The organism is Burkholderia sp. B21-005, from assembly GCF_020843965.1.
GTDB lineage: Bacteria > Pseudomonadota > Gammaproteobacteria > Burkholderiales > Burkholderiaceae > Burkholderia > Burkholderia ambifaria.
This window is the reverse complement of record NZ_CP086301.1, coordinates 3,195,332-3,216,860: the sequence shown is the minus strand read 5'-3', so window position 1 is coordinate 3,216,860 and position 21,529 is coordinate 3,195,332. Positions and strand designations below refer to the sequence as shown.

Annotated in this window: 17 protein-coding genes; 15 read left to right on the top strand and 2 right to left on the bottom strand. The window is 68.9% G+C overall.

Going from position 1 to position 21,529, the window contains the following annotated elements; translation table 11 throughout:
• Window positions 1-4: 4 nt before the first annotated feature.
• The 6 genes from LMA02_RS14965 (at window position 5) to LMA02_RS14940 (ending at window position 5,238) form a co-directional block, all read left to right on the top strand.
• A complete protein-coding gene (locus LMA02_RS14965; RefSeq protein ID WP_228905868.1) occupies window positions 5-331 on the top strand; it encodes a DUF2917 domain-containing protein in 327 nt (108 codons plus the stop codon).
• An 82-nt stretch (window positions 332-413) separates the two neighbouring features.
• Window positions 414-1,169: a lipoyl(octanoyl) transferase LipB gene (gene lipB, locus LMA02_RS14960; RefSeq protein WP_228905866.1), complete on the top strand. Its 756-nt coding sequence runs from the start codon at window positions 414-416 to the stop codon at window positions 1,167-1,169.
• On the top strand, window positions 1,162-2,154 hold the full coding sequence (gene lipA / locus LMA02_RS14955; RefSeq protein ID WP_006760316.1) for a lipoyl synthase: 993 nt from the start codon (window positions 1,162-1,164) through the stop codon (window positions 2,152-2,154). The genes lipB and lipA overlap by 8 nt, the downstream gene beginning before the upstream one ends.
• Before the next feature lie 256 nt (window positions 2,155-2,410).
• Window positions 2,411-3,427: a taurine ABC transporter substrate-binding protein gene (gene tauA / locus LMA02_RS14950; RefSeq protein WP_228905864.1), complete on the top strand. Its 1,017-nt coding sequence runs from the start codon at window positions 2,411-2,413 to the stop codon at window positions 3,425-3,427.
• Between the two features lie 48 nt (window positions 3,428-3,475).
• Complete coding sequence (locus tag LMA02_RS14945) at window positions 3,476-4,273, top strand: taurine ABC transporter ATP-binding protein (RefSeq protein ID WP_228905862.1); 798 nt, start codon at window positions 3,476-3,478, stop codon at window positions 4,271-4,273.
• Entirely contained in the window at window positions 4,273-5,238 is a 966-nt protein-coding gene (locus LMA02_RS14940; protein WP_228907652.1) for an ABC transporter permease subunit, read from the top strand. The genes LMA02_RS14945 and LMA02_RS14940 overlap by 1 nt, the downstream gene beginning before the upstream one ends.
• 43 nt (window positions 5,239-5,281) lie before the next feature.
• On the opposite strand, the gene ggt is transcribed toward LMA02_RS14940, so the two are convergent.
• Complete coding sequence (gene ggt / locus LMA02_RS14935) at window positions 5,282-7,162, bottom strand: gamma-glutamyltransferase (RefSeq protein WP_228905860.1); 1,881 nt, start codon at window positions 7,160-7,162, stop codon at window positions 5,282-5,284.
• Between the two features lie 70 nt (window positions 7,163-7,232).
• Window positions 7,233-8,195, bottom strand: coding sequence for a LysR family transcriptional regulator (locus tag LMA02_RS14930; RefSeq protein WP_228905858.1), 963 nt, complete (start codon window positions 8,193-8,195; stop codon window positions 7,233-7,235).
• Window positions 8,196-8,423: 228 nt separating this feature from the next.
• Between LMA02_RS14930 and LMA02_RS14925 the strand changes: the two genes are divergently transcribed.
• From LMA02_RS14925 to LMA02_RS14885, 9 genes are all read left to right on the top strand, one after another.
• Window positions 8,424-10,559: a 3-hydroxyacyl-CoA dehydrogenase NAD-binding domain-containing protein gene (locus LMA02_RS14925; protein ID WP_228905856.1), complete on the top strand. Its 2,136-nt coding sequence runs from the start codon at window positions 8,424-8,426 to the stop codon at window positions 10,557-10,559.
• A 29-nt stretch (window positions 10,560-10,588) separates the two neighbouring features.
• Window positions 10,589-11,785 (top strand): acyl-CoA dehydrogenase family protein, encoded by a 1,197-nt coding sequence (locus LMA02_RS14920; protein ID WP_228905854.1) that lies wholly within the window; start codon window positions 10,589-10,591, stop codon window positions 11,783-11,785.
• Between the two features lie 14 nt (window positions 11,786-11,799).
• Window positions 11,800-12,945: an acyl-CoA dehydrogenase family protein gene (locus LMA02_RS14915; RefSeq protein ID WP_228905853.1), complete on the top strand. Its 1,146-nt coding sequence runs from the start codon at window positions 11,800-11,802 to the stop codon at window positions 12,943-12,945.
• 30 nt (window positions 12,946-12,975) lie between these two features.
• Window positions 12,976-14,181, top strand: coding sequence for a CaiB/BaiF CoA transferase family protein (locus LMA02_RS14910; protein WP_228905843.1), 1,206 nt, complete (start codon window positions 12,976-12,978; stop codon window positions 14,179-14,181).
• Window positions 14,182-14,421: 240 nt separating this feature from the next.
• A complete protein-coding gene (locus tag LMA02_RS14905) occupies window positions 14,422-14,727 on the top strand; it encodes a DUF485 domain-containing protein (protein WP_006754805.1) in 306 nt (101 codons plus the stop codon).
• A gap of 11 nt (window positions 14,728-14,738) precedes the next feature.
• Window positions 14,739-16,424 (top strand): cation acetate symporter, encoded by a 1,686-nt coding sequence (locus LMA02_RS14900; protein ID WP_228905838.1) that lies wholly within the window; start codon window positions 14,739-14,741, stop codon window positions 16,422-16,424.
• Window positions 16,425-16,778: 354 nt separating this feature from the next.
• On the top strand, window positions 16,779-18,068 hold the full coding sequence (locus tag LMA02_RS14895) for a dicarboxylate/amino acid:cation symporter (protein WP_228905836.1): 1,290 nt from the start codon (window positions 16,779-16,781) through the stop codon (window positions 18,066-18,068).
• Between the two features lie 4 nt (window positions 18,069-18,072).
• A complete protein-coding gene (locus tag LMA02_RS14890; RefSeq protein WP_228905832.1) occupies window positions 18,073-20,091 on the top strand; it encodes a sensor histidine kinase in 2,019 nt (672 codons plus the stop codon).
• Window positions 20,092-20,172: 81 nt separating this feature from the next.
• Window positions 20,173-21,528, top strand: coding sequence for a sigma-54-dependent transcriptional regulator (locus tag LMA02_RS14885; protein ID WP_228905830.1), 1,356 nt, complete (start codon window positions 20,173-20,175; stop codon window positions 21,526-21,528).
• Window position 21,529: the final 1 nt, after the last annotated feature.

Here is a 21,529-nt window from a genome sequence, read left to right as displayed (position 1 = left end):
GATCATGCAAGAAATTTCTTCAAGCATCACATTCGAAATCCCCGCGGGCGAGACCGTGCCGATGAAGGTGCAACGCAGCACGCGTCTGACGGTGCAATGCGGGCCGGTCTGGGCGACGCGCAGCAACGACGTCGAAGACTACTTCCTCGTCGACGGCGAGACGCTGCGGTTGCGCCGCGGCGAGCGGCTGTGGCTCAGCGCGGAAAGCGGACAGGGCGCGCACGTCGCGTTCTCGGTGTCGCGGCCGGCCGCGGAAGTCGCGCGCGGCGTGCTGGCGCGGCTGCGCAGCCGCGTGAATGCGCTGCTCCACGACGGCTGGCGCACCGTCTGACGGACTTTCCTCCGACGGATACTCGGGATCCGTCCCTTTCCAACGCCGGCGAGACCCATGGGTTTTCGGTAAACTACCGCCCATGTCCGTCTCGCCGGTTCCCATCGTGTCCACGCCCGTCGCCGTTTCCGAATCGCCCGCCGGGTCCCCGGTTCAGCCCGTCGTACCAGTCACCGTGCGCTGGCGGGGCAGCGAGGCGTACCAGACGAGCTTCGACGCGATGCGCGCGTTCACCGACACGCGCACGGTCGACACCGGCGACGAAATCTGGGTCGTCGAGCATCCGCCCGTCTACACGCTCGGCCAGGCCGGCGACCCGGCCCATCTGCTGGTGGCCGACAGCGGCGTGCCGCTCGTCAAGGTCGATCGCGGCGGACAAATCACCTACCACGGCCCCGGCCAGATCGTCGTCTACCTGCTGCTCGACCTGCGCCGGCGCAAGCTGATGGTGCGCACGCTCGTGACGAAGATCGAGGAGGCCGTGATCGAAACCCTCGCGGCGTATAATCTCGCTTCGGTCCGCAAGGCGGGCGCGCCGGGCATCTACGTGGCATCCGGCGTGCACGAAGGCGCGAAGATCGCGGCCCTTGGGCTGAAGATCCGCAACGGCTGCAGCTATCACGGGCTGAGTCTGAACGTGAAGATGGATCTGCGCCCGTTCCTTGCGATCAACCCGTGCGGCTATGCCGGACTGGAAACCGTCGACATGGCGAGCCTCGAGGTTGCCGCCGACTGGAACGACGTCGCCCACACGTTGGTGGGGCGTCTGATTGCCAACCTCGATGGCGAATCCGCGGCCGCCGACAAGCCGCAGGCACTGGAACATTCGAATGACTGACGTTACCGCTTCCCCCGCACCGGCCGATTCGGCCGCGACCGCAGCCTACGATCCGACCGCCAAGCAGAAGGCGCAGGCGAAGACGGCGCGCATCCCGATCAAGGTCATTCCGATCGAGAAGCTGAAAAAGCCGGAGTGGATCCGCGTGAAGGCGGCCACCGGCAGTTCGCGCTTCAACGAGATCAAGACGATCCTGCGCGAGCACAACCTGCATACGGTGTGCGAGGAAGCGAGCTGCCCGAACATCGGCGAATGCTTCGGCAAGGGCACCGCGACGTTCATGATCATGGGCGACAAGTGCACGCGCCGTTGCCCGTTCTGCGACGTCGGCCACGGCCGCCCCGATCCGCTCGACGCGGATGAACCGAAGAACCTCGCACGCACGATCGCCGCGCTGAAGCTCAAGTACGTGGTGATCACGAGCGTCGACCGCGACGACCTGCGCGACGGCGGCGCGGCCCACTTCGTCGAGTGCATCCGCGAAGTGCGCGAGCAGTCGCCGGAAACGCGCATCGAGATCCTGACGCCGGACTTCCGCGGCCGTCTCGACCGCGCGATCTCGATCCTGAACGCGGCGCCGCCCGATGTGATGAACCACAACCTCGAAACGGTGCCGCGCCTGTACAAGGAAGCGCGCCCGGGTTCGGACTATGCGCACTCGCTGAAGCTCTTGAAGGACTTCAAGGCGCTGCATCCGGACGTCGCGACGAAGTCGGGCCTGATGGTCGGCCTCGGCGAGACGGAAGAGGAAATCCTGCAGGTGATGCGCGACCTGCGCGCGCACGACGTCGACATGCTGACGATCGGCCAGTACCTGCAGCCGTCGGAGCACCACCTGCCGGTGCGTGCGTACGTGCATCCGGATACGTTCAAGATGTACGAGGAAGAGGCGTACAAGATGGGCTTCACGCACGCGGCGGTTGGCGCGATGGTGCGTTCGAGCTATCACGCCGATCTGCAGGCGCATGGGGCCGGGGTGGTCTGAGCGCCGCATCCGACTCTCTGCAGCGGTCACGCAGTCGAAGAAAAGCCCGCAGCGATGCGGGCTTTTTCGTTGGCGCGGCTGCTGCCCGCGCATGTGCACGACAATTGTCGCCGGGCCGGATGCGCGATCTGGTTCAGCGTGGAAAGCAAAGCCGAAACGGCATCGATAGCTTCGCAGGATAAGTTCGCTCCCGCCGCGCGCAAAGCTCCTATAGTCGGCTCTCCCGCAGCAATGCCCGCATTCGAAGGAGAGCCGCATGCACCGTTTCCGCTTCATCCGCCGCGCCGCCGCGGCGCTGACCGCCTTTGCCGTGCTCGGCGCGGCGCACGCCGAATCGCGCGAAGTCGTGATCGCGTACCAGGACATGGTCGTGCCGTGGCGCTACGCGCAGGCGAGCGGTGAAGTGGAGAAGGCGACCGGCTACAAGGTCACGTTCCGCAAGCTCGATAGCGGCGCCGACGTGATCCGCGCGCTCGCGTCGGGCTCCGTGCAGCTCGGCGAGGCCGGCTCCAGCCCGATCGCGGCCGGCCTGTCGCAAGGGCTCGACATCTCGCTGTTCTGGGTGCTCGACAACATCAACGACGCCGAGGCGCTCGTCGCGCGCAACGGCTCCGGCGTGACCAGCATTGCCGCGCTGAAGGGCAGGAAGATCGGCGTGCCGTTCGTGTCGACGTCGCATTTCCATACGCTCGTCGCGCTGCAGGCCGCCGGCGTGAATCCGAACGATGTGAAGATCGTCAACCTGCGTCCGCCCGAGGTTGCGGCCGCCTGGACGCGCGGTGATATCGACGCGACCTACATCTGGGATCCGGTGCTCGCGAAGGTCAAGCAGTCGGGCACGGTGCTGACGACGTCGGGCCGGGTCGCGAAGGAAAGCGGCAAGGCGACCTTCGACGGCTTCGTCGTGAGCCGCAAGTTCGCGCGCGAGAATCCCGAGTTCGTCGCGCGCTTCGTGAAGGTACTCGCGGCGGCCGACGCCGATTACCGTGCGCACACCGCCGCGTGGCAGGCCGGCTCGCCGCAGGTCGCGGCGGTCGCGAAGGTGTCGGGCGCGAACGCGCAGGACGTGCCGGCAAGCCTCGCGCTCTACGCGTTCCCGACGCCGGCCGAGCAGGCGTCGCCGACGTGGCTCGGCGGCGGTGCGCAGTCGGGCGCCGCGAAGTCGCTCGCGGCCACCGCGGCGTTCCTGAAATCGCAGGGCACGATCCAGGCGGTGCTCGCCGACTACTCGGTCGGCGTCGATCCGCAATTCGTGCAGAAGGCCGCGCGCTGAGCGCGGTAGTTCAGACATCCCAGGCCACTCATCGCGGAGCCCTCGATCATGAGCACGCTGGAAGTCCGTCAGGTCTCGGTCTCTTATCCGGGCGAACGCGGTCGGCCGACGACGCAGGCACTCGCGCGCGTCGACCTGCGCATCGACTCCGGTGAATTCGTCGTCGCGCTCGGCGCGTCGGGGTGCGGGAAGACGACGTTGCTGAACTGCATGGCCGGCTTCGTCGCGCCGACGACGGGCGACGTGCGCGTCGATGGTGTGCCGGTCACGGGCCCCGGCGCCGATCGCGGCGTCGTGTTCCAGAAATATGCGTTGCTGCCGTGGCTCGACGTGCTCGCGAACGTCGCGCTCGGGCTGCGTTTCGCACGCGTGTCGAAGGCCGAACGCGAGGCGCGCTCGCACGAGATGCTCGCGCTCGTCGGCCTCGAGCGCCATGCGCATGCGCGCGTGTACGAACTGTCGGGCGGGATGCAGCAGCGGGTCGGCATCGCGCGTGCGCTCGCAAGCGATCCGCGCGTGCTGCTGATGGACGAACCGATGGGCGCGCTCGACGCGATGACGCGCGGCACGATGCAGGCGCTCGTACTCGACGTGTGGGCGCGTACCGGCAAGACGGTGTTCTTCATCACGCACGACGTCGAGGAGGCGCTGTTCCTCGCGACGCGCCTCGTCGTGATGACGCCCGGCCCCGGTCGCATTGCGGAAACCTTCGAGCTGCCGTTCGCGCGGCGCTACGTCGAATCGCGCGATGCGCGCGCGGTGAAGTCGTCGCCGGATTTCATCGAATGGCGCGAGCGGCTGATCGCGTACCTGCATCGCGACGAGGCGGTCGCGGAGAGCGCGTGATGCATGAGTTCGCGCGACAGGGCGCGTCCGTCGGGCGCGGCCGGATCAGACCATTGCACAGGCAGGACGACATGAGCACGCAGGATTCGCGGGCGGCCGATCGAGCGGCCGCGGAGTTCGGGCTGGATCAGCGCGCGACGCAGGGTCGCCACGCGGCGCGTCCCGCGCGCGCATCGCATCGCTACCGGTTGCCGGGGCAGGGCAGGACGGCGGCCTTGAGCGCGGCAACGGTCGCGGCGCTGGCCGTGCTGTGGTGGGTCGCGACGCATCGGCAGTGGTTGCCGCCGCTGTTCCTGCCTGCGCCGGAAGCAGTGTGGGCGGCGTTCGTCGACGCGTGGCACGGCCGCATCCAGGGCGGCCTGCCGTTGTCGGAGCATCTGTTGTGGAGTGCCGCGCGCGTGTTCGGCGCGTTCGTGCTCGCGGCCGCGATCGGCGTGCCGGCCGGCATCCTGATGGGCGTGAGCCGCATCGCGCGCGGCGTGCTCGATCCGCTGCTGGAGTTCTACCGGCCGCTGCCGCCGCTCGCGTACCTGCCGCTCGTCGTCATCTGGTTCGGCATCGACGAGACGGCGAAGCTGGTCGTGATCTTCCTCGCGTGCTTCGCGCCGATCGCGATGGCCGCACGCGCGGGCGTGCGCGCGGCGACGGTCGAGCAGATCAATGCCGCGTATTCGCTCGGCGGCAGCTTCGCGCAGATCGTGCGCCACGTCGTGCTGCCGGCCGCGCTGCCGGAAATCCTCACCGGGCTGCGGATCGCGATCGGGTTCGGCTGGACGACGCTCGTCGCGGCCGAGATGGTCGCCGCGACTGCCGGGCTCGGGCAGATGGTGCTCAATGCATCGAGCTTCCTGCGCACCGATATCGTCGTGATGGGCATCCTGATCATCGGCGCGATCGCGTGGCTGTTCGATCTCGCGATGAGGTGGGTCGAGCGGCGGGTGGTGCCGTGGAAGGGGCGGGGGTGACGCGAAGCAGGCGGCGCATGCGCGCCGCCGCTACCGGCCAGCCTCAATCCCCCATCGCATTCCCTTCGCGCCGCGGATCCGCGCCACCGAACCACACCGTCTGCCCCTGCACGTTCAGCCGCTGGATCCCCTGCAGTCCCGAGTTCAACTCGACGACCTGCACGTCGTGCCCGCGTCCCTTCAGCCCGTCGACGAGCGCGTCCGACACGCGCCCGCGCTCGAGCTGCGTCGGCCCGTTCGTGGACCCGACGTTCGGCAGCGCGATCGCCTGCTGCATCGTCATCCCCCAGTCGAGCACGCCGATCAGCGTTTTCGCGACGTGGTTGATGATCGCGGGGCCGCCGGCCGAACCAACGATCATCGTCACCTGCTTCGTCTTCTGGTCGAACACGAGCTCCGGCGACATCGCCGAGCGCGGCCGCTTGCCGGGTTGCACGCGGTTCGCGACCGGCCGGCCGTTCTCGCTCGACACGAACGAGAAATCGGTGAGCTGGTTGTTCAGCATGAAACCGCGCACCATCAGCCGCGAACCGAACGCGTCCTCGACGCTGGTCGTCATCGACAGCGCCTGACCGTAGCGGTCGACGATCGCGATGTCGGAGGTCGACGGCAATTCGGGGCTGCGGTCGTCGGCCAGCGCGAGCGTCGCGCCCTGCGGCGTGCCCGCCTGCGCGACGCCCATGCTGTTGTCGCCGATCAGGCGCGCGCGCTGCGCGAGATAGGTCTTGTCGGTGAGGCTCGCCCAGCTGCCGCCCGGCAGCGGCGCGAAATCGGGGTCGGCGACGTAGCGCGCGCGGTCCGCGAACGCGAGGCGCCCGGCCTCGCTGAACAGATGCGTGGCGAACGGCGTCGGCTCGTAGCCGACCTCGTTGCGCACCGGCTTCTGCGCGCCGATCTGCTGCCAGTCGGGCATCGCCTCGAGGATGCCGAGCATCTGCGCGATCGCGAGGCCGCCCGACGACGGCGGCGGCATCCCGCACACCACCGAGCGCCGGTAGTCGGTACACAGCGGCACACGCACCTTCGCCTTGTAGCGCGCGAGATCCTGCAGCGACAGCAGACCCGGATTGGTCGGGTGCTTGCGCACCTTCGCGACGATGTCGCGCGCGATCGCGCCGGAGTAGAACGCGTTCGCGCCGCGGTCGGCGACCTGGCGCAGCACGGTCGCGAGCGCGGGGTTCTTCAGCACGGTGCCGGCCGCCTTCGGCGTGCCGTCGTTGTTGTAGAAGTACGCGCGCGCGGCCGGGTCGTTCATCAGGTACTTGTCGTTCGCGATCAGCATCGCCAGCCGCGGGCTGATCGTGAAACCGTGCTCGGCAAGCCGGATCGCGGGCTGGAACAGCCGGCGCCACGGCAGCTTGCCGTGCGCGCGATGCGCGGCGTCGAGCATCCGCAGCACGCCCGGCGTGCCGACCGAGCGCCCGCCGACGACGCCTTCGTAGAAGCGCATCGGCTGGCCGGTCGGGCCGTAGAACAGGCGGTCGGTCGCGGCGGCCGGCGCGGTCTCGCGGCCGTCGTACGCCTGCGTCGACTTGCCGTCGAAATACAGCATGAACGCGCCGCCGCCGAGCCCCGACGATTGCGGCTCGACGAGCGCGAGCACCATCTGCGTCGCGATGGCCGCGTCGATCGCGGTGCCGCCGGCCTTCAGCATGTCGTAGCCGGCCTGCGTCGCGAGCGGGTTCGCGGCCGCGATCATGAAGTGCTGCGAGGTCCAGCCCGGCTTGTCGGTCCAGCCCGACGACAGTTCGGGGGAGTGAACGCCGGGCAGCGGCACGGCGGCGCCCGACGCGGCGGCGACCGGGACGACGCCGCCCGACGGCGCGGACGGGGACGTGCAGCCGGCACCGAAGGCGACGAGCGCGAGCGCGAGTGCGGTGGCGAGCGTCCAGGGACGCGAATGCGGACGAATCCGATCGAACATTGAACCCTCGGCAACAGTGAATTCGAAGGCGGCGGCGTGTGCGCGGCACGCGCTCCGCACGGGCGGCGCGCTATTGTCGCCGCGCGGCCGGCGGGTTGTCATCCGACAGGAAACCCTGACGCATCGCGCCCGGCCCGCCCCGGCCGGTCTTTCCGGCCTGTTCGAGGATGAACTCTATGAACGTTGCGGTCGCACGCGTGTGGTGCCGGTTCGGCATGTACAGCATGTACATGTGCGTGCCGAAAATACTGAGCCGATACGCGTCGAGCGACGTGACGACCGTGCCGCGCCGCATGTCGTCCTGCACCACGTAGTCGGGCACGATGCCGACGCCGATCCCGGCGAGGATCGCCTGGCGCAGGAACAGGAAGTTCTCCGAAATCAGCGTCGGCTCGAGCAGCACCTCGTGGCGCTCGTCGCCGAGATACGCGGCGATCCGCAACTGCCGCCCCATCACCGTCGCGGTGACGACCGGCGCGGCGGCCAGCGCGCCGAGGCTCGCCGGCATCCCGTGCGTGGCCGCGAACGCGGCCGACGCGCACGCAACGTAGCGCACCGCCCCCATGTCGCGCGCGACGAGGTTCTGCGGCGGCTCCGGCATCACGCGCACCGCGATGTCGATCTCGTCGCGCATCAGGTCTTCCACGCGATTCTCGAACACCACGTCGAGCACGATGCCCGGATGCAGCCGCTTGAACGCGAGCAGCCAGTCGGACATCACCATCTGCCCGTAGCCGCTCGGCACCGACAGCCGCACGCGGCCCTGTAGGTCCTGGCCGAGCGTCGTCACCGACTCCTGCGCGGCCAGCAGTTCGTTGCGGATGCGCCGGCCGTGCTCGTACAGCTTCAGCCCGATCTCGGTCGGCTCGATGCGGCGCGTCGTGCGGCGCACGAGCTGCTGGCCGATCGAGCGTTCGAGCTGGTTCAGCCGGTAGCTGACGTTCGCGCGACTCACCTTGAGCCGCTGCGCGGCCTTGCTCAGATTGCCCGCGTCGAGGATCTCGACGAGCAGCGTCAGCGCGTTCAGGTCCATGTCCGGTGTCTCCTGATCCGTCCCGTTTAACGGTTCGAAAGCATTCAATGTCAAGTCAGACTTGACAGCTTGTAAAGGCATGCGGGAATTGTCAATGAATCTCGATCAATCGAGAATCGAGTCATGCCCGGCAACCACGCCGGATCGTTTCCCGCCGCGCGGGAGCGCGGAGCCGGCGCCGCCGGCCCGTCCCGCGGCTGCCGCCCGGCGCACCGCACTGGAGACACGATGAATTCAACCGCTTCCCCCGAACCCTCCCGCGCCGGCACCGTCACGCGCGAACGGCGCGACAAGGTGCTCGTCGTCACGATCGACCATCCGCCCGTCAACGCGTTGTCCGCCGACGTGCGGCGCGGCCTTTCCGACGCGCTCGACGCCGCGCAGACCGACGACGCGATCCGCGCGGTGCTGATCGTCGGCGCCGGCCGCAACTTCATCGCGGGCGCCGACATCCGCGAATTCGGCAAGCCGCCGGTGCCGCCGTCGCTGCCCGACGTGTGCGAGCGGATCGAGTCGAGCGCGAAGCCGGTCGTGGTCGCGCTGCACGGCGCGACGCTCGGCGGCGGCCTCGAGGTCGCGCTCGCCGCGCATTACCGGCTCGCGGTGCCCGGCGCGAAACTGGGGCTGCCCGAAGTCACGCTCGGCCTGCTGCCCGGCGCGGGCGGCACGCAGCGCGCGCCGCGCCTGATCGGTGCGAAGGCCGCGCTCGACCTGATGCTGACGGGGCGTCACGCGAGCGCCGACGAAGCGCTCGCGCTCGGCCTCGTCGACCGCCTCGCGCACAGCGACGACACGCTTGCCGAAGGCCTGGCCTATGCGCAGGAACTCGTGTCGCTCGGCGCGCCGGCACGGCGCACGCGCGATGCGCGGGGGCTCGCCGATCGCGCGAGCGCGCAGGCCGCGATCGACGCGGCGCGCGCCGACTTGCCGAAGAAGTCGCGTGGCCTGTTCTCGCCGGCGAAGATCGTCGACGCGGTCGAGGCCGCGCTCACGCAGTCGTTCGACGCGGGGATGAAGCTCGAACGCAGCCTGTTCCTGCAGTGCATCGACAGCCCGCAGCGCGCGGGCCTCGTGCACGCGTTCTTCGCGGAGCGCGAGGCGGCGAAGGCGCCCGAGGCGCGCCGCGCGAGCGCGCGTCCGGTCGAGCGGATCGGTGTGGTCGGCGGCGGCACGATGGGCGCGGGGATCGCGGTCGCGGCGCTCGATGCCGGGCTACCCGTGACGATGATCGAACGCGACGAAGCGGCGCTCGCACGCGGCCGCGCGCACGTCGAGAAGGTCTACGACGGTCTCGTCGCGAAGGGCCGGATGACGCCGGCCGCGCATGCGGCGCGGCTCGCGCGCTTCAAGGGCAGCACGTCGTACGACGCGCTCGCGCAGGCCGACGTCGTGATCGAGGCCGTGTTCGAGGACATGGCCGTGAAGAAGGCGGTATTCGCCGAACTCGCGCGCGTGTGCAAGCCGGGCGCGGTGCTCGCGACCAACACGTCGTATCTCGACATCGACGAACTGGCGGCCAGCATCGACCGGCCGGCCGACGTGATCGGCCTGCATTTCTTCTCGCCGGCCAACGTGATGAAGCTGCTCGAGATCGTCGTGCCGGCACGCGTGAGCGCGGAGGTCGTCGCGACGGCGTTCGCGCTCGCGAAGCAGCTGAAGAAGACGCCGGTGCGCGCGGGCGTGTGCGACGGTTTCATCGGCAACCGGATCCTCGCGGTCTACCGCACCGCGGCCGACTACCTGATGGAGGACGGCGCGTCGCCGTACCAGATCGATCGTGCGGTGCGCGAATTCGGCTTTCCGATGGGACCGTTCCAGGTCGTCGACCTCGCGGGCGGCGACATCGGCTGGGCGACCCGCAAGCGCCGCGCGGCGACGCGCGACCCGCGCGCGCGCTACGTGGAAATTTCCGACCGGCTGTGCGAGCGCGGCTGGTTCGGGCAGAAGACCGCGCGCGGCTACTACCTGTATCCGGACGGCGCGCGCGTCGGCACGCCGGACCCGGAAGTCGAGGCCATCGTCGCCGACGAGCGCGCGAAGAAGGGCATCACGCCGCGCGCGTTCAGCGACGACGAGATCCTGCGCCGCTACCTCGCCGCGATGATCAACGAAGGCGCGAACGTCGTGCACGAGAAGATCGCGCTGCGCCCGCTCGATGTCGACGCGGTGTTCCTGCACGGCTACGGCTTCCCGCGCTATCGCGGCGGCCCGATGCACTACGCGGACACGGTCGGCCTGGCGAACGTGCTCGCCGACATTCGCGCGTTCGCGAAGGAGGATCCGCTGTTCTGGAAGCCTTCGCCGCTGATCGTCGAGCTGGTCGAGCGCGGCGCGGATTTCGCGAGCCTGAACCACATCGACTGAACGCCCACCGCATTCGCAACGGACTCACGATGGACCTCAATTTCACTCCCGAAGAGGAAGCGTTCCGCGCCGACGTGCAGCGCTTCCTCGCCGCCGAACTGCCGGCGCGCACCGCGCGCAAGGTGAAGGGCGGCCTGCATCTGACGCGCGACGACATGCGCGAATGGCACGCGATCCTGAACGCCCGCGGCTGGCTCGCGAGCCACTGGCCGCGCGAGTACGGCGGCCCCGGCTGGAGCGTCGCGCAGAAGTTCCTGTTCGACAACGAATGCGCGCTCGCGGGCGCGCCGCGCATCGTCCCGTTCGGCGTCAACATGCTCGGGCCCGTGCTGATCAAGTACGGCAGCGAAGCGCAGCAGCGCCACTGGCTGCCGCGCATTCTCGACGGCACCGACTGGTGGTGCCAGGGCTATTCGGAGCCGGGCGCCGGTTCCGATCTCGCGTCGGTGAAGACGAGCGCGGTACGTCACGGCGATCACTACGTCGTGAACGGCCAGAAGACGTGGACCACGCTCGGTCACTACGCGAACATGATCTTCTGTCTCGTGCGCACCGCGACCGACGTGCGCAAGCAGGAGGGCATCAGCTTCCTGCTGATCGACATGAACACGCCGGGTGTCGAAGTGCGTCCGATCATCACGTTCGACGGCGAGCACGAGGTGAACGAAGTGTTCTTCACCGACGTGCGCGTGCCCGTCGAGAACCTGGTCGGCGAGGAGAACCGCGGCTGGACCTGCGCGAAATACCTGCTCACGTACGAGCGCACCAACATCGCCGGCATCGGCTTCTCGACGGCCGCGCTCGAGCGGCTGCGCGCGGTCGCCGCGAAGGTCACGAAGAACGGCCGGCCGCTCGCGGACGATCCGTTCTTCGCGGCGCGCGTCGCGCGCGTCGAGATCGAACTCGAGAACATGCGCACGACCAACCTGCGCGTGCTGGCCGCGGTCGCGGGCGGCGGCGTGCCGGGGGCCGAGAGCTCGATGCTGAAGATCCGCGGCACGCAGATCCGCCAGGAGATCACCGCGCTGATGCGCCGCGCGATGGGGCCGTACGCGCAGCCGTTCGTCGAGGACGCGCTCGACGGCGATCGCGACGGCGAGCCGATCGGCCCGGAGGAGGCCGCGAGCGCCGCGCAGCAGTACTTCAACAATCGCAAGCTGTCGATCTTCGGCGGCTCGAACGAGATCCAGAAGAACATCATCGCGAAGATGATGCTCGGGCTGTAACGAGGGACGCGACGATGGATTTCCAGCACACAGAAGACCGCCGGATGCTGGCGGACACGTTGAACCGCTTCATCGCCGAACAGTATGCGTTCCCGGTGCGCGATCGCATCGCGCAGTCGGCCGACGGGTTCGATCGCACGATGTGGCAGCGCTTCGCCGAACTGGGCGCGGTGGGCGCGCTGTTTGTCGAGGCCGACGGCGGCTTCGGCGGCGCGGGCTTCGACATCGCCGTGGTGTTCGAATGCCTCGGGCGCGGGCTCGTCGTCGAGCCGTTCCTCGGCGCGCTGCTCGCCGGCCGCGCGCTGTCGCTCGCCGGCGGCGCCGCGCATCGCGAGCGGCTTGCCGCGCTGATCGACGGCAGCGCGAGCGCCGCGTTCGCGCACGACGAGCCGGGCTCGCACTACGAACTGACGACGGTGCGCACGCGCGCCGAGCGTGCCGGCGACGGCTGGGTGCTGACCGGCGCGAAGGGCGTCGTCGACCAGGCCGCGCAGGCGGCGTTCTTCGTCGTCAGCGCGCGCGTGTCCGGTCATGACGACGACGCGGCCGGCATCGGCCTGTTCGTCGTGCCGGCCGACGCGCCGGGCGTGTCGCTGCGCGACTACCGGAAGATCGATGGTGGCCGCGCGGCCGAAGTGCGTTTCGAGCGCGTCGCGCTGCCGGCCGATGCCGCGCTCGGCGCACCGAATGCGCACGACGGCGAAGCGGGCGCCGCGCTGCTCGAACGCGTGCTCGGCTACGGGCTGCTCGCGCTGTCGGCCGAAGCGCTCGGCGCGATGGACATCGCGAAGGCGTACACGCTCGACTACCTGCGCACGCGCAAGCAGTTCGGGATGCCGATCGGCAGCTTCCAGGCGCTGCAGCACCGGATGGCCGACCTGCTGCTCGAAGTCGAGCAGGCGCGCTCGGCGGTGATCAACGCGGCGGCGCAGCTCGACGCGCCGCGTGCGGTGCGCGAGCGCGCGCTCGCGGCGGCCAAGTACAGCATCGGCCGGATCGGCACGCTGGTCGCCGAGGAAAGCATCCAGCTGCACGGCGGGATCGGGATGACGTGGGAGCTGCCGCTGTCGCACTACGCGAAGCGGCTGGTGATGATCGATCACCAGCTCGGCGACGAGGATCATCATCTCGCGCGCTATATCGCGCTGTCGAAACAGTAAAGACGAACGACGCGAATGGAGGAGACAACGATGACGAACGACCCGCGCGCATTGCCGCTGGCCGGCTTGAAGGTGCTCGATTTCTCGCGCGTGCTCGCGGGCCCGTGGAGCGCGATGGTGCTCGCCGATTTCGGCGCGGACGTGATCAAGATCGAGCATCCGGCGCGCGGCGACGACACGCGCGACTGGGGGCTGCGGATCGGCGACACCGAGACGACCTACTTCAACAGCGTGAACCGCAGCAAGCGGTCGATCTGCGTCGACCTGCAGACGGAAACCGGGCAGCGCATCGCGCGCGAGCTCGCCGCGCAGGCCGACGTGCTGATCCACAACTTCAAGGCGGGCGGCGCGGAGAAGCTCGGGCTCGGCTACGACGCGCTGGCCGAGCTGAATCCGCGGCTCGTGCATTGCGCGATCTCGGGCTACGACCGTTCGGGCCCGGAGGCCGCGCGGCCCGGCTATGACCTCGTCGTGCAGGGCGAGGCGGGGCTGATGGCGCTGAACGGCGAGGCCGACCAGCCGCCGCTGAAGTTCGGCGTCGCGGCGGTCGACCTGTTCACCGGCATGTATTCGGCGCAGGCGGTCCTTGCCGCGCTGTACGAGCGCCATGCGACGGGGCGCGGACGGCGCATCGAGATGGCGCTGTTCGACTGCGGGCTGATGATCACCGCGTACTACGGGCTCGACGCGCTGCTGATGGGCGAGGATCCGCCGCGCTACGGCAACGCGCATCCGTCGATCGTGCCGTACGGCGTATTCGATGCGGCCGACGGCCCGGTCGTGATCACGGTCGGCAACAACACGCAGTTCGCGCGTTTCTGCGACGCGATCGAGCGGCCCGACCTCGCCGCGGACGAACGCTACAAGACCAACCTCGGCCGCTCCGGGAATCGCGCCGAGCTGCTGCCGGAGATCCGCCGCGAACTCGCGCGCCGGCCGCGCGCGACGCTGCTCGCGGCGCTTTCCGGCGCGGGCATTCCGTGCGGCGAAGTGCTCGGGCTGCACGACGCGCTGACGTCGGAGCGCGCGACCCGCGCGGGGCTCGTCACGCGGCAGCCGCATCCGGTCGCGGGCGACGTCGACGTGCTCGCGCCGCCGTACCGCTTCGACGGCGCGCGCCTGCCGGTACGCGGTGCGCCGCCGGTGCTCGGCGCCGATACGGACGACGTGCTCGGCGGCTGGCTCGGGCTGTCGGGGGACGAGCTGGCGCGGCTGCGCGCTGACCGCATCGTATAGATCGCTTTTGCCGCCGCGGCGCGGGCGGAGCAGTCGACGCGCCGGCCATCCAACAGACGCCCCTCGCAATGACGAGGCGGTTGCCCTGCGGGGACTGGAGGAGGCGCCAAAGCGCCAACACCAGTCGACCGCGAAGCATGGGACCAGAGTAAGTGCTAAAGCACTAACTCTGGTCGACTGCGAAGCATGGGACCAGAGTAAGCGCTAAAGCGCTAACTCTGGTCGACAGGAGGAGACACCATGGAGCTTTCCGTCATCGAATCGGTCACGGCGTGCCGTGACTACCAGCAGCTCGTGCGTGCGCGGCGCCGCTTCAGCTTCACGCTGACGGCGCTGATGATCGCGACCTACTACGGCTTCATCCTGCTCGTCGCGCTCGCGCCGCACGTGCTGGCCGCGCCGCTGTACCGCGGCGCGACGACCACGGTCGGGATCGTCGCGGGCGTCGCGATCATCCTGGTCGCGATCGGCCTGACCGCGTGGTACGTGCTGCGTGCGAACCGTGCGTTCGACCGCCGCGTCGCCGCGATCCTGCAGCGTTCCTGATGGAGGCCCCCATGCGACTCACTTCGCGCGCGCTCGGCGCGCTGGCCGTTCTCGTTTCCTCCGCCGCGCACGCGACCTCCGTCGCGGGCCCGATGCCCGACAAGGTCGAGCTGAACCCGGTCGCGATCGCGATGTTCTTCGCGTTCGTGTTCGCGACGCTCGCGCTCACGCGCTGGGCCGCGCGCCGCACGCGCTCGACGCGCGACTTCTATACGGCCGGCGGCGGCATCACCGGGCTGCAGAACGGGCTCGCGATCGCGGGCGACTACATGTCGGCCGCGTCGTTCCTCGGGCTCTCGGGGATGGTGTTCATGTTCGGCTTCGACGGGCTGATCTACTCGATCGGCTTCCTGGTCGGCTGGCCGTTCGTGATGTTCCTGATCGCCGAGCCGCTGCGCAATCTCGGCAAGTTCACGTTCGTCGACGTCGTCGCGTACCGCTTCGCGCAGCGGCCGATCCGGCTGCTGACGTCCGCGAACGCGCTGACGATCGTCGTGCTGTACCTGGTCGTGCAGATGGTCGGCGCGGGCAAGCTGATCCAGTTGCTGTTCGGGCTGTCGTACGGCACGGCCGAGCTGATCGTCGGCGTACTGATGGTCGTCTACGTGTTCTTCGGCGGGATGACCGCGACCACCTGGGTGCAGGTGATCAAGGCCGTGCTGCTGCTGTGCGGCGCGACGCTGCTCGTGTTGCTCGCGCTCGGGGAATTCGGCTTCAGCGTCGACGAGATGTTCCGCCGCGCGGTGGCCGTGCATCCGGGCGCGCTGTCGATCATGGGCCCCGGCAAGCTGATTCGCGATCCGGCCAACGCGCTGTCGCTCGGCATCGCGCTGATGTTCGGCACGGCCGGCTTCCCGCACATCCTGATGCGCTTCTTCACGGTGCCGAACGCGAAGGAGGCGCGCAAGTCGGTGCTGTACGCGACGGGCTTCATCGGCTACTTCTATTTGCTGACCTTCGTGATCGGCTTTTCGGCGATCGTGCTGCTCGCGCAGCATCCGGAATTCTTCCGGCTCGGCGCGAACGGCACGTTCAACCTGACGCACGACCTGCTCGGCGGCTCGAACATGGTCGCGGTGAAGCTCGCGCAGGCGGTCGGCGGCAACTGGTTCTACGGTTTCATCGCGGCCGTCACGTTCGCGACGATCCTCGCGGTGGTCGCCGGGCTGACGCTCGCCGGCGCGACCACGATCTCGCACGACCTGTATGCGCAGATGTGGGCGCGCGGCAAGCCCGACGAGCGGCTGGAAATGCGCATCTCGCGCGCGGCGACGATCGGGTTGTCGGCGATCGCGATCGCGTTGTCGATCCTGTTCGAGCACGTGAACGTCGCGTTCATGGTCGGCCTCGTCGCGGCGGTGGCCGCCAGCGCGAATTTCCCGGTGCTCGCGATGTCGATCTTCTGGCGCGGGATGACGACGCGCGGCGCGGTGCTCGGCGGCAGCCTCGGCCTCGCGTCGGCGGTCGCGCTCACGGTGCTGTCGAAGTCGGTGTGGGTCGACGTGCTGCACCACGCGCATGCGCCGGTGTTCCTCGACAACCCGGCGCTCGTGTCGGTGCCGCTCGCGTTCTTCGGGATCGTCGTCGGCTCGCTCGCGGACCGCGGCGAGCGCGCGCGGCGCGAGCGCGACGCGTTCGCGCAGCAGGAGTTCTATGCGCAGACGGGCGTGCTGGCGAGTCGCGCCGTGCAGCACTGATCCGTCCGATGAATGGCCGAATCCGTCCGGATCGCCGGACGGATATTTTCCGGAAATCCGGAATCCCGGATTTCCTTGTCTGCCGAATTATGAGAAATACAATGAAAACAATGGCTTGAGGGGTTCCGGAAACCTGGCATCGACCTTGCGATATGAATAGCACGGCCGTCCCCCCGGCCTGACTATTAAACCAAGGAGACAATCGATGACCAATGCCTTCCTCCCCTGTCGGATGTCTTGAGGCATCGCTTGTTGCGGCACGGCAGCCGCGCGGGCGAATGGTTCTTTCCCCTGACATTCGCCTGCGCGCGTGACGCCGTTTCCACCGGCTCATCTACTTCAGCAGGAACCATCGTGAAGAAGAAACCCTTCTACAAAGTGCTCTATGTGCAGGTGATTTTCGCCATCATCATCGGCGTGATCCTCGGCCACTTCTACCCGGCGCTCGCCACCGACATGAAACCGCTCGGCGACGGCTTCATCAAGCTGATCAAGATGGTGATCGGGCCGATCATCTTCTGTACGGTCGTGACCGGCATCGCCGGCATGGAGGACATGAAGAAGGTTGGCCGCGTCGGCGGCAAGGCGCTGCTGTACTTCGAAGTCGTGTCGACCTTCGCGCTGCTGCTGGGCCTCGCGGCCACGCACATCCTGCGTCCGGGCGTCGGCTTCAACATCGATCCGGCGACGCTCGACGGCAAGGCCGTCGCATCGTACGCGGCGAAGGCGCACGGTCAGTCGACCGTCGACTTCCTGCTGCACATCATCCCGAACACGATGGTCGATGCCTTCGCGCAGGGCGAAATCCTGCAGATCCTGCTGATCGCGCTGCTGTTCGGCAGCGTGCTCGCGCACCTCGGCGAGCGCGGCAAGGTCGTGACCGACTTCATCGACGGTCTCACGCGCGTGCTGTTCGGTATCGTGCACATCGTCACGAAGCTCGCACCGATCGGCGCGTTCGGCGCGATGGCCTTCACGATCGGCAAGTACGGCGTCGGCTCGCTGGTGCCGCTGCTCAAGCTGATCGGCACGTTCTACCTGACGTCGATCGTGTTCGTGCTGGTCGTGCTCGGCACGATCGCGCGCGTCACGGGCTTCTCGATCATCCGCTTCGTGTCCTACATCAAGGAAGAGCTGCTGATCGTGCTCGGCACGAGCTCGTCGGAAGCCGCGCTGCCGCAGCTGATGGAAAAGCTCGAGAAGGCCGGCTGCTCGCGTTCGGTCGTGGGCCTCGTCGTGCCGACCGGGTACTCGTTCAACCTCGACGGCACCAACATCTACATGACGATGGCCGTGCTGTTCATCGCGCAGGCGACCAACATCGAACTGACGTGGATGCAGCAGCTCACGCTGCTTGCGGTCGCGATGCTGACGTCGAAGGGCGCGAGCGGCGTCACGGGCGCGGGCTTCATCACGCTCGCCGCGACGCTCGCCGTCGTGCCGACGATCCCGCTGTCGGGCATGGTGCTGATCCTCGGCATCGACCGCTTCATGAGCGAATGCCGTGCGCTGACCAACATCGTCGGCAACGGTGTTGCGACCGTCGTCGTGTCGGCGTGGGAGAAGGAGCTCGACCGCAACAAGCTGCGCCAGGCGCTGACTGGCGGCGGCGAAGTCAAGACGACCGAGGCGGCCGGCGTCTGACACCATGAACGAGCAGGCGGCGGCACCGCCCGCGGCCGCCGCGCCGCGCGGCGGCCGGGGCGGTCGGGGCGGCGATGTGGAGCCCTATGACACAATAGGCGATCCGCATCGCCAGGAAGTCACGTCCGTGAAGCGCCGCCTGCTCATCCTCGTCGTGCTTGCCGCCGCGCTCGCGGCGGCGTGCGCGCTGACGTGGACCATCACGTGGCGGCGCGGCGTCGCCGAGCTGCAGCGCAACGCCGCGGTGCGGGTCGACCGCACCACCAACGCGCTCAAGAGCACGCTCGACCGTTACGAATCGCTGCCTTATCTGCTCGGCAGCCATCCGTACGTGCAGGACCTGCTCGCCGAGCCGAAGCGCGCCGATTTCACCGGGCGCGCGAACCGTTATCTCGAAGACCTCAACGAACACGCGCACGCGACCGTCACCTACGTGGTCGGCGCGGACGGCCTGTGCGTCGCCGCCAGCAACTGGCGCGCGCCCGACAGCTTCGTCGGGATCGAATACCGCTTCCGCCCGTATTTCATCGACGCGATGAACGGCCGGGTCGGCCGCTTCTTCGGGATCGGCACGATCTCGCGCGATCCCGGCTACTACATCTCGCAGCCGGTGCGGCGCGACGGCAAGATCGTGGGTGTCGTCGTCGTGAAACTCAATCTCGAATGGTTCCAGGGCGCCGATGCGTCCGAACCGCTCGTCGTCGCGGACGATCACGGCGTCGTGTTCCTGTCGTCCGTGCCCGCATGGAAATACCACACGCTGCATCCGTTGACGGGGCCCGTCGCCGCGTCGATCTACGAGACGCGCCAGTACGCGCAGCAGCCCGTCACGCCGCTGCCGCTGCGCGTCGAGCAGGTGCTCGGCGCGGACGCGGAGATCGTGCGCCTCGGCCCGGGCCTGCGCGCACCGCGCTTCCTGGCCAGCAAGCGGCGGATCGGCGAACCCGACTGGCTGCTCGTCACGCTCGCGCCGATCGCACCGATCGACGCCGATGCGCGCAACGCGACCATCGTCACGGGCTTCGGCTTCGTGTCGGTTGCGTTGCTCGCGTTCTACTGGCGCATGCGCCGCGCTCGCGTGCGCGAGATGATCCGCGGCCGCGCGCTGCTGCAGCAGGCCTATGCGGAACTGAACCGGCGCGTCGAGGAACGCACGGCCGACCTGTCGGAAGCGAACGAGCAATTGCAGAAGGAAGTCGGCGACCGGATCCGCGCGGAACAGGAATTGCGCGCCGCGCACGACGAACTGATCCAGGCGAGCAAGCTCGCCGCGCTCGGCCAGATGGCGGCCGGCATCACGCACGAACTGAATCAGCCGCTCGCGGCATTGCGCAGCTTCTCGGACAACACGCGCGTGCTGCTCGATCGCGGCGAGCAGGCGGCCGCGCGCGAGAACCTCGAGGCGATCGCCGCGCTGACCGAGCGGATGGGCAAGATCACCAACCAGCTGAAGCTGTTCGTCGGCCGCGCGAAGCCGCGCAACGAACAGGCGCTGGTCGTGCGCGCGCTGCGCAGCGTGCTGTCGCTGCTCGGCGACCGGCTGCGCGGCGTCGCGCTCACGCTGACGCTGCAGGATTCGACCGTGTCGCCCGCGCACGATGTGCCGCTCGACCTCGCGCGCGATTATCCGGACCTCGTCGCCCGCTGCGAGGACTTGCGCCTCGAACAGGTGCTGATCAACCTGCTCGGCAACGCGCTCGACGCGGTCGCGGGTGTCGCGGCGCCGGCGATCGAAGTGACGATCGCGGTGTCGGTCGCGACGCTGGCGGTCGAGGTGCGCGACAACGGCCCGGGCATCGCGCCCGACCTGCTGCCGCGCTTGTTCGAACCGTTCTTCACGACCAAGGAAATGGGGCGCGGGCTCGGGCTCGGCCTCGCGATCTCGTCGTCGATCGCGAGCGACGCGGGCGGCGCGCTGACCGCGCGCAATGCGCCGTCCGGCGGCGCGCTGTTCGTCTTGACGCTGCGGCGCACGCGCACGCATCATCCGGACTCCCTGTCCGAGCCGGCCGGCTCGCGCTAGGGCCCGTTCGCCGCACGACCGGCATCAACGAGAGCCGCGCGCGCTTCCCGCCGCGCGGCGTGTCAGGAGCAAGTGACTACGATGGCCAACCGGCTGCAAGTGATCTATATCGAAGACGATGCGCTCGTTCGCCGGGCGAGCGTGCAGAGCCTCCAGCTCGCGGGGTTCGACGTCGTCGGGTTCGAATCGGCCGAGGCGGCCGACAAGGCGGTCGTCGCGGAAACCGCCGGCGTGATCGTCAGCGACATCCGGCTGCCCGGCGCGAGCGGGCTCGACCTGCTCGCGCAGTGCCGCGAGCGCGTGCCCGACGTGCCGGTGATCCTCGTCACCGGCCACGGCGACATCTCGATGGCCGTGCAGGCGATGCGCGACGGCGCGTACGACTTCATCGAAAAGCCGTTCGCGGCCGAACGGCTGATCGAGACCGTGCGTCGCGCGCTCGAGCGGCGCGAACTCGTGCTCGAGAACCATGCGCTGCGGCGCGAGCTGGCCGGGCAGAATATCGTCGCGCCGCGCATCATCGGCCGCAGCCCGGCGATCGAACAGGTGCGCAAGCTGATCGCGAACGTCGCGCCCACCGACGCATCGGTGCTGATCAACGGCGACACGGGCGCCGGCAAGGAGCTGATCGCGCGCAGCCTGCACGAGCTGTCGCCGCGTCGCGACAAGCCGTTCATCGCGGTGAACTGCGGCGCGCTGCCCGAGCCGATGTTCGAGTCGGAGATGTTCGGCTACGAGCCCGGCGCGTTTACGGGGGCCGCGAAGCGCCGCGTCGGCAAGCTCGAATATGCATCCGGCGGCACGCTGTTTCTCGACGAAATCGAAAGCATGCCGCTCGCGCTGCAGGTGAAGCTGCTGCGCGTGCTGCAGGACGGGGTGCTCGAGCGGCTCGGCTCGAACCAGCCGATTCGCGTGAACTGCCGCGTCGTCGCGGCCGCGAAGGGCGACATGAGCGAGCTCGTCGCGGCCGGCACGTTCCGGCGCGACCTGCTGTACCGGCTCAACGTCGTGACGATCGCGCTGCCGCCGCTCGCCGAGCGCCGCGAGGACATCGTGCCGCTGTTCGAGCACTTCATGCTCGATGCGGCCGTGCGCTACGGGCGGCCGGCCCCCGTGCTGACCGACCGGCAGCGCGCGAGCCTGATGCAGCGCGACTGGCCCGGCAACGTGCGCGAGCTGCGCAACGCGGCGGACCGCTTCGTGCTCGGCGTCGCCGACATGCCGCAGGAAGCGGGCGCGAACGGCGACGATGCCGAGAGCGACCAGACGCTGAAGGAGCGCATCGAGCAGTTCGAGCGCGCGGTGATTGCGCAGGCGCTGAACCAGACGGGCGGCGCGGTCGCGGCGACGGCCGACCGGCTGCATGTCGGCAAGGCGACGCTATACGAGAAGATGAAGCGCTACGGGCTGTCGGCGAAAGGCGAAACCGAGCGCTGAA

Excerpts from the sequence above, each read along its gene's own strand:
- LMA02_RS14965 (WP_228905868.1), top strand. The coding sequence starts at position 5 with ATGCAAGAAATTTCTTCAAGCATCACATTCGAAATCCCCGCGGGCGAG.
- lipB (WP_228905866.1), top strand. The coding sequence starts at position 414 with ATGTCCGTCTCGCCGGTTCCCATCGTGTCCACGCCCGTCGCCGTTTCC.
- lipA (WP_006760316.1), top strand. The coding sequence starts at position 1,162 with ATGACTGACGTTACCGCTTCCCCCGCACCGGCCGATTCGGCCGCGACC.
- tauA (WP_228905864.1), top strand. The coding sequence starts at position 2,411 with ATGCACCGTTTCCGCTTCATCCGCCGCGCCGCCGCGGCGCTGACCGCC.
- LMA02_RS14945 (WP_228905862.1), top strand. The coding sequence starts at position 3,476 with ATGAGCACGCTGGAAGTCCGTCAGGTCTCGGTCTCTTATCCGGGCGAA.
- LMA02_RS14940 (WP_228907652.1), top strand. The coding sequence starts at position 4,273 with ATGCATGAGTTCGCGCGACAGGGCGCGTCCGTCGGGCGCGGCCGGATC.
- ggt (WP_228905860.1), bottom strand. The coding sequence starts at position 7,162 with ATGTTCGATCGGATTCGTCCGCATTCGCGTCCCTGGACGCTCGCCACC.
- LMA02_RS14930 (WP_228905858.1), bottom strand. The coding sequence starts at position 8,195 with ATGGACCTGAACGCGCTGACGCTGCTCGTCGAGATCCTCGACGCGGGC.
- LMA02_RS14925 (WP_228905856.1), top strand. The coding sequence starts at position 8,424 with ATGAATTCAACCGCTTCCCCCGAACCCTCCCGCGCCGGCACCGTCACG.
- LMA02_RS14920 (WP_228905854.1), top strand. The coding sequence starts at position 10,589 with ATGGACCTCAATTTCACTCCCGAAGAGGAAGCGTTCCGCGCCGACGTG.
- LMA02_RS14915 (WP_228905853.1), top strand. The coding sequence starts at position 11,800 with ATGGATTTCCAGCACACAGAAGACCGCCGGATGCTGGCGGACACGTTG.
- LMA02_RS14910 (WP_228905843.1), top strand. The coding sequence starts at position 12,976 with ATGACGAACGACCCGCGCGCATTGCCGCTGGCCGGCTTGAAGGTGCTC.
- LMA02_RS14905 (WP_006754805.1), top strand. The coding sequence starts at position 14,422 with ATGGAGCTTTCCGTCATCGAATCGGTCACGGCGTGCCGTGACTACCAG.
- LMA02_RS14900 (WP_228905838.1), top strand. The coding sequence starts at position 14,739 with ATGCGACTCACTTCGCGCGCGCTCGGCGCGCTGGCCGTTCTCGTTTCC.
- LMA02_RS14890 (WP_228905832.1), top strand. The coding sequence starts at position 18,073 with ATGAACGAGCAGGCGGCGGCACCGCCCGCGGCCGCCGCGCCGCGCGGC.
- LMA02_RS14885 (WP_228905830.1), top strand. The coding sequence starts at position 20,173 with ATGGCCAACCGGCTGCAAGTGATCTATATCGAAGACGATGCGCTCGTT.